This window comes from Plebeiibacterium sediminum, assembly GCF_026013605.1.
GTDB classification, from domain to species: domain Bacteria; phylum Bacteroidota; class Bacteroidia; order Bacteroidales; family Marinilabiliaceae; genus Saccharicrinis; species Saccharicrinis sediminus.
The window spans coordinates 1-8,382 of the sequence record NZ_JAPDPJ010000115.1 but is presented as its reverse complement, the minus strand read 5'-3'; the positions used below and the strand labels follow the sequence as shown (position 1 = coordinate 8,382).

General features: G+C 34.9%; 5 protein-coding genes and 1 pseudogene. All 6 read right to left on the bottom strand.

Going from position 1 to position 8,382, the window contains the following annotated elements:
- Positions 1-503 (bottom strand): annotated as a pseudogene (locus OM075_RS23665) (GH92 family glycosyl hydrolase); the annotation flags it as partial.
- An 82-nt stretch (positions 504-585) separates the two neighbouring features.
- A complete protein-coding gene (locus OM075_RS23660; RefSeq protein ID WP_301193034.1) occupies positions 586-1,767 on the bottom strand; it encodes a glycoside hydrolase family 76 protein in 1,182 nt (393 codons plus the stop codon).
- A gap of 57 nt (positions 1,768-1,824) precedes the next feature.
- Positions 1,825-2,979 (bottom strand): SusE domain-containing protein, encoded by a 1,155-nt coding sequence (locus tag OM075_RS23655; protein ID WP_301193033.1) that lies wholly within the window; start codon positions 2,977-2,979, stop codon positions 1,825-1,827.
- A 101-nt stretch (positions 2,980-3,080) separates the two neighbouring features.
- Positions 3,081-4,691: a RagB/SusD family nutrient uptake outer membrane protein gene (locus OM075_RS23650; protein WP_301193032.1), complete on the bottom strand. Its 1,611-nt coding sequence runs from the start codon at positions 4,689-4,691 to the stop codon at positions 3,081-3,083.
- Between the two features lie 22 nt (positions 4,692-4,713).
- Positions 4,714-7,818 (bottom strand): SusC/RagA family TonB-linked outer membrane protein, encoded by a 3,105-nt coding sequence (locus tag OM075_RS23645; protein WP_301193031.1) that lies wholly within the window; start codon positions 7,816-7,818, stop codon positions 4,714-4,716.
- A gap of 210 nt (positions 7,819-8,028) precedes the next feature.
- On the bottom strand, positions 8,029-8,382 hold a 354-nt coding region (locus tag OM075_RS23640; protein WP_301193030.1), incomplete at its 5' end, for a glycoside hydrolase family 125 protein.

The window sequence follows — 8,382 nt, the reverse complement described above, 5'->3', positions numbered from 1 at the left end:
CCGGGCTTAAATGTATACTTATGAAATGCACATCGTAATGTTGATGTCACTTCGGCATTAATATCATATTTATCAAGATACACCTGATAATATCCTGGTGCAGCCGATTCTTTTTCGTGAGTATAAGCTGAGCTATAATTTGATGGATTTACCTGACCGGAAACTCCAATAAAAGGCGCATAACAAAGATTCCAATGACCCTTGCTCGTATGGGCAAATGCATAAATCACCGTATCCTCATACTGATAACCGGAACCACTACGCCATTGCGTTACAGGTGTTACCTGCACCATTGAGTTTGGTAATGTTGCTCCCGGATAAGCCTCGGCTCCCCATGCCCGGCGTGTAGGCTGAAAACCTAAATCAGTACTATCCCACAAAGTTGTTGTTCCAATAAACGGATTAACATAATCAGTTAGATGCTGATTGACTAATGGTTTTGAACAGCTAACCAAACCTATGATTAATCCTATAAAAACTATTTTAATTATTTTTTTACCCATATTTTCTACCTACTCTATAAAAAGACAAATGATCAGATTATAATATTAATAATCTAATCATTGTCATTCTAATATTTTTAACCTAATTCAAATATCCATCTTTTTCAAGAAGAGCCATTGCTTCAATAGTTGTTGCAGCACTGATTGCCGAACGTAAATCACCCCAAACCACATCTTCTTCAGGAGTTAACCACCATGTATAAGAGAACTTAATAACCGGTGATTTTTGAGTTCCATATGTCCATAAATAATTGGCATTATTTTCCAAAAATCTAACATATCTGTTACGATCCATTTCCGGCAAATCCGGATTTTGAATTAATTGTGTAAAATAACGCACAAAAATTCCTTTAAATAAATTCACATCATGACCTCTGCCATCGCCAGCCTGTTCTCCGTAGTCTCTCATCACTCTATTATTGGAATTGATATTAGAAGATATGTGGTAATCCGCAGCTTTTATGGCATCGTTAAGATACACCTTTTCGTTTGTAATTTTATACATCTCGAGGGCAGCACCAATAAAAGTACCTACATCATAAGAATAATCACCATTGCTATTATCATACTCCTCATAAACTCTTCCCGTTGATAATACTGTTCTGTTATATTTAATCCATTCGTAAATACGTTGTGCCCATTCAAAATCTGTAAAACCATTTACAACTTCATCCGGATATTTTTGAGATCTTCGGGCTGCAATGATACAAGCAGGACCATTAGCTGGTATACCTTTAGAATCACCCAAATCATCAGAACCAATTCTCCATTGGATACCTCCACCTTCGTAATCAGACCAGCCTTCTGTAATCCATTTCCATAAATCTTTCGAAGATTGAGCATATCTGTCGTCATTAGTGGCCTCTAAAGCTCTCATATGAGCAAGACAATGCCATCCCATATCATCATAAAAATTACCTTCCCAATTATCACTGTAGTAATTTTTTGCTCTTACACCATCATAAAAATCATAGATTACATCTTTATACTCAGCATTTCCGGTTCTCACATAAGCATCAACAAGAACATCCAGTCCATGTGCTTCCGGCCAATAATCATTCCACTGTACTTCTCCATCAAAAGTATTATTAAAACAATGATGCGTTAAGTTCCAGTAACGACTCACAAATGCATTTGTACTGCTATCTACTGCTGATTGCCACGAATATTCAGGAAATAAATTCACCTCAATATATTCATCCTCATAAGTATCGCATGAAAACAATATAAGAGCGCAAAAAATACTTAAAATAAGATTCTTCATAAACATATTTTTTATTCCGCCTTAATCTTAAAGATCAAGGCGGTAAATTCTTAAAATTTATTCTCTAATATTATCAAAATCGTGTGTGTAATTCTCAATATCTGCAGTCATATAAATGGTTACATCACAGGTATAACGGTTTAAGTTATCACCATCGCACAATTGTTCAGGGAATTTAAAGTGATCACCTTCCCACTGTCCGGTACCTGTTACTTTCATATCTCTGTAACCAGGTCTGTCAATGTCTGGTCTGTTATCATAAAATGGTCCAAACTGTCCCCATTCTTCATTTTGTCCATCAATGGTAAATACAATTTTATACCTTTCGTCAAATCCCCACGAAGTAGATGTTAATTGAACGTTATAGTCCATTAGTTTCCAAACACCTTTACCTGCATAAGTAAACTCAGCTAAGGCCGAAGTCCAGCTAATACGTATTTCAAGCTTATCAATTTTTTCAAAAGTTACACTTGCTGTTTCAAAGTCGAGTCTGATTCTGTAAACACCTCCTTCACTAACTGTAACATCAGGCACCGTTGAATTAGTTACTTCATTAAATTTATCTCCCTCATTTGTTACTGCAAATACTCTTTGATTTCCAGCTAAATCAGAATAAAAGTGATAAGGTTTATCAGCTTCTAACTGAGTATACATCTCGAAAATTGTGGAACTTCCTTCTTCCACTTTCTTAAACTGCTGACCATCTTCTGAACCTTCACCTGTAATGTATAGTAATTCACCAGCCTGAAGACTCTCGATACTAATTAATCGAACAACGGTTAAAGAACGAGTCTCTTCAGATAAAACAAAGTTTAAACCTCTGTTTGAACGTACTGCCCATTTTAATGTAATTTCTTCACCTGTTCCAGCTCCTGCTAAAGCAGCAATGTTATTAAGCACTTTAGTAGTCATTGTAGCTCCTGTACTTAACCCTCTGTTGTCTGATGAAGCTACATAAATTGGATCTGAAAAATCCCCGTCCTGAGTATCAAATAATATCTCGTAATAAACCACACTATTATCTTCGGCATAGGCTTTTTCCCATTCGAAATACACATTTGATACAGACTGTAGTACGACATATTTATCGTTAACCGGCTCATACAGATTTTTAACAGCTGTTACTGTTACATCTTTAAAATCATTATCTTCCTCACAACTTGTGAATAATGTGATCAATGCGATTAATGCAAAAAATATATTTTTCTTCATTTGTTTAATTTTTTCTTTCAGTTACATGATGAAACTCCTGGTAAAAAGCAGAACACTTTTAAAACAATGTTTCATTATATTTATTTGATTTTACAATTTGATTAATATCCGGGATTCTGGCCCAAATTTGGATTGATGATAAGCTGCTGACGTGGCACTGCCCATAAATAATCCCGATCTTTATTAAACGAATTTTCATTAAAAGAATAGTAATCCGCTTCTCCACCAACCAAATTAAATTTAGCTCCTCGTAGTGATTCGTTTAGTACAACTTCAGCAATTTTCCATCGACGGATATCATATATTCGGGTACCTTCAAGGGCTAATTCAACTCTTCTTTCATCTCTGATAATTTGTTGTAAGTTACCTGAAGGAAAATCCAATGCTGCTGAGCTTGTTTCAAAACCTGCTCGCTCTCTAATAGGCTTAATTGTTAAATCCCATACAGAAGCATCCATCTCTCCCAACTCATTCATAGCTTCGGCATACATTAATAAAACATCGGCATAACGTAAGGTTACAAAGTTGATATTACAAGACCATGAAGTACCTGCTGTCCATGCATTGGGATTTGAATCATAATATTTACGATAGAAATAACCTGTTTGACTTCCGTTCTCACGACCAATGATATCATTGGTATTATTATCAGGATCGTTAGGATCAACATTTATAACGTAAGTGGTTCCATCCTTTTGCTCCATTATACTTCCATTGCGTACAATAGTCATATCCATTCTTGGATCGCGACCTTCGTATGCATCTTTCGATTCATCCCACTTGCTACCATCAAGCATTAAATAGGTATCAATTAAATTTTGAGTAGGACAAGCCATAATATATTGAACAAGATTTAAGCTAAAAGGAACATAAACTGATATCTCGCTCCATGTTTTAACCTCTGGCACATATTGAATATCTAAAATAATCTCGTCATTATATTCATAATCCTTAAGGAAGATTTCCTGATAATTTGGATGCAATGAATAGGATCCATAAGATGTTCCATTAATCAATTTTTCAGTATAAAGCTTCACTTTATTCCAATCGTTAAAGTTTAAGGCAACTCTGGCATTAAAGGCCATGGCAGCTCCGCATGTAATTCGTCCTCTGTCCTCATCTGCATATTCTTCTTTCGTTGGAAGAATTTCTGAAATACTTTCCAGTTCTTCATGAATCCATTGTACGATAGTAGCCTGAGATGTTCTTCCGATACTTTTGGCCTGATCCAAATCAATATCCTGCGTAAAGAATGGCACATCGCCATACCAATTGGTTAGTTGAAAGTATAAAAAGGCTCTAATAAAACGCGCTTCGGCTTTCATTCTGTTTTTCAAATCTTCATCCATATCAACACGATCCACATTTTCAAGAAACGTATGTGTTGTTTTGATACCAGAATACAAATCGCCCCAAACATTATTAAATAGATTAGTTGAAGCATTAGCTTGTCCGTTAACAATATTCTTCACATCGTCTCCTCCATAACCATTATAAAGGTTATCGCTTAACCTCTCATTACGAAATATGTTACCCGCACTATTCATTTGTCGGTACGCCATGTTCAAAAGCGACGAGGCTTTTTCAGGAGATGTCCAGTATGTTTCATCTGTAAATTTATCTGTTGGCTCCACATCCAAATCAACACAAGCAGATAACAACATACAGATGAGTACATTTATTATGATATATACTTTAAATATTTTATTCATTATTACTATTGATTAAAGGTTACTAAAACTCAATATCGATTCCTCCACCATAGTATTTCAATGTTGGATAATTTCGTCCACTATTTGCACCACTTGCATTCATACTATTTCCAAACTCTGTAGATTCCGGATCGATAAACTTATTTTTGGTGAATGTTAACAAGTTTTGACCTGTCACATACAAACGAAATTTTTGCATCCCGACTTTCTGAACAAGTCGTTTTGGTAAAGTATAACCTAGTTGTACATTCTTTAAACGCAGGTAGGCTGCATTGTATAAATTTCGGTCAGAACCATGTCCGTAATTATTGGTGTACGATGAAGATGCCGCATTATTAATTAACCTTGGATATTTAGCATCTGTATTATTCGGAGTCCAATAATCTAACTGATGCTCAAACATAACATAGTAATAACTGCCGTGAAATGGTTCTATCATTTCGCCACGTAAAGCCATATCCCTTTTACCAACACCTTGCCATAACATATTAAAGTCAAAGCCTTTCCATGTTGCGTTATATGTAAAACCGTAATTGTATCTTGGAAATGCATTTCCTAAAATATATCTGTCATTATCATCAATAACACCATCTTCATTACGATCCACATATTTCACATCTCCAGGTTGAAGGTTGGCTCCAATAAATGTTGCTGAATTGCGGATTTCATCCTGATTTTTATATAAACCATCTGTTTTATAACCATAGTAACTATAGTATGGCACTCCTTCACGAATTAAGCGTTCAATTTCATCGGAAGCTGCAATAGACTGATCTCCATACTTAACCACCTCGTTATAAGAATCACCAATATTAAAGCTAAAGAAGTGAGCAAATCCTGAATGTTTAAGATTATAAGATAAAGTCAATTCCCAACCTCTGTTTCGCATTTCTCCGATATTTGCTCTGGGCACTGCTCCACCTAAAGTACTTGGCGTTTGAGGCGTTAATAAAATATCGGTTGTATTCTTGTTAAAAAAGTCGAAAGTTACCTGAAGATTATTAGAACATATTGCATCAAACCCAAGGTTTAAGGTTCTTGTTTTCTCCCATGATAACAATTCATTTCCATAGGTATACCCTGTACCTGTAACACTTGAATTGTTAAAACCATACTGATTATTATAAATATCGTAGGTAGTTAAAAACTGGTAATCATTAACCGACTGCGATCCCAATAATCCATAGGAGGCTCTCAATTTTAAGTCACCAATTTTATCTTTATAAAAATTGAAAAAACTTTCTTCTGAGATTCTCCAACCCACAGTTCCTGATGGGAAAAATCCCCAGCGGTTGTCTTTTGCAAATTTAGAAGATCCATCATAACGCGCACTTGCTTCTAAATAATAAGTATCCATGTATGAATACGAAAGTCTTCCCAAATAGGAATGCAGCGCTCTTTCGGTAGTAGCCTGGGGTGAATTATAACTACCAGTGTCATAAATTGTTTCATCTGTATCCAATCCTAAATCAGGATCTACATAAAAACGCTTTATTTCATTTGCTTTTCTACGATAAGATTCTGTTGTGTAACCAACTAATCCTGAAATATGATGTGCTCCTAATGTTTTATCATAGTTTAAAAGAAACTGCGTATTAAGCATGGTTGATTTAGAATTATAATCTTCCTGATGAAATTCCTTATCATCTGCCTGATTGACTACATCATTTCTGTTAATATAATCATATACAGGATACCATTTTCTATTAATAAACCTATGATCTGTATTTAAATCATAGCCAATAACTGCTTTAGCTTTCAGACCTGAAATAAGTTCTAACTCACCAGAAACAATTCCCTGAAAATGGTCATTATCTGTAGTTGTTAAACCTCCGTGATACAATGATGCCAACATGTTTCCATTGGTGGTAATAGCGTTATTATAGTATTTACCATCTGCATCAGGATAAAGATCATACATCATATAATTAGGAACACGCATCGCATCGGATAACCAAAGACCACCTCTGTCAGAACGTCCTTCTTGTCTGTCGTAAGACAATAATGTAGTTAGCTTTAGCTTGCTAATTTCAGTAACAATGTTACTCCTTAAATTATATCTGCCAATACCAAAATCCTGTCCTTTATAATTACTTTCCTGATCGTAATAGCCAAAAGACACATTATACGTAGTTGTGCTGGATCCTCCCTGAACATTGATATTATAATTTTGCTGTAATGCATTTTTCATTATAGCTTCATATCCCCATTCGCTGTCTCCTTTAGCAAATTCAGCTATTTGTGAAGGCGAATAAATTGGTTGCAAACCTGCATTTACATATGAATCATTGCGCAACAATGCATTTTGATATCCTTTTACTGGCTGTATTAAAATTTCCGGATTTTGTGTACCAATGGAAGAGTTAAAAGAGATGACCTGTTTCATACCTTTTTTCCCTTTTTTGGTAGTGATCAGGATAACACCATTGGCTGCCCTTGAACCATAAATAGCAGCAGTTCCGGCATCTTTTAGAATAGATACATTTTCGATGTCGTTGGGATTAATCTTATTCATCGCCTGAACGTCATTTGAGATCATTCCGTCAATAACAATTAATGGGTCATTATTATTCATGGAGCTAATACCACGAATATTAATATTCATTGAGTTATCGTTTGGATTCATACTACGTTGCTGAATGGTAAGACTGGGTGACATACCTTGTAAAGCTTGTGAAACACTGGCAACAGGTCTGTCCTTCATCATCTTTTCACCTACTTTATCAACAGCACCAATCACATGCTTTTTTGTAGTTGTTCCGTAACCAATCACCACAACTTCATCAATGGCTTCAGAATCTGTTTCCAACACAATATCATGGAATGCATTATCTCCCGCTCTTACTTCCAGATTATTAAAACCTATGTATGAAAATAACAGAATATCATTTTCATTACAGGTCATTGAAAATTTACCATCAATATCAGTAATGGTACCATTGGTAGTTCCTTTAATCTGAATACTTACTCCAATTAAAGGCTCTCCTGAACTATCTTTAACAATACCACTAATTGATATTTGTTGCTCAGATTGTTCCGTTATACTGGCTTTTTCATTTGCTTTTGCAGTTATTTCACAAAAGGAAAACGAAAATATTAAACCAATAAACAATAATAATTTGCTCATTTGTTTATTCATGCTTTAAAATTTGAATTTAGTTTTTGGGGATTTCTTTAATCATTAATCTTAATTAATCTTCTATTACTTAAATTAACAAATTGCGATAGGTCGAAAATTTTCCCTGCAACTTACTATGCTGCAGGGATTAAAAAACTAATTACTTATGATTACACTAATAATTGTATTCTAATACTCTAATCTATTTTGAGGCTAATACTACAAACTATTCAATAGCTCTACTTTTCCTTCATTTACCAACTTTATAATTAACTCTCCAAACAATGTATTTTGCCATGCAAACCACTCACGGGTAAAATTGGTAGCATCATTCTTGTGAAACGATTCATGCATAAATCCTGTACCTGCATCTGTATCCATCAGCATTTTTATACATGTCTTTATTTCTTCGTCATCTTGACTGGTAAAAGCTTTCATCATAATACTCATAGGCCAAACCATATCATATCCAATGTGCGGTCCACCGATACCTTCTCCTGCAGAACCCGTAAAGAAGTATGGATTATCTTTACTCCAAACGAAATTTCGTGTATTCTGGTAAATAGGATCATT

Coding starts and splice junctions, on each gene's coding strand:
- OM075_RS23645 (WP_301193031.1), bottom strand. CDS start 7,818: ATGAGCAAATTATTATTGTTTATTGGTTTAATATTTTCGTTTTCCTTT.
- OM075_RS23650 (WP_301193032.1), bottom strand. CDS start 4,691: ATGAATAAAATATTTAAAGTATATATCATAATAAATGTACTCATCTGT.
- OM075_RS23655 (WP_301193033.1), bottom strand. CDS start 2,979: ATGAAGAAAAATATATTTTTTGCATTAATCGCATTGATCACATTATTC.
- OM075_RS23660 (WP_301193034.1), bottom strand. CDS start 1,767: ATGAAGAATCTTATTTTAAGTATTTTTTGCGCTCTTATATTGTTTTCA.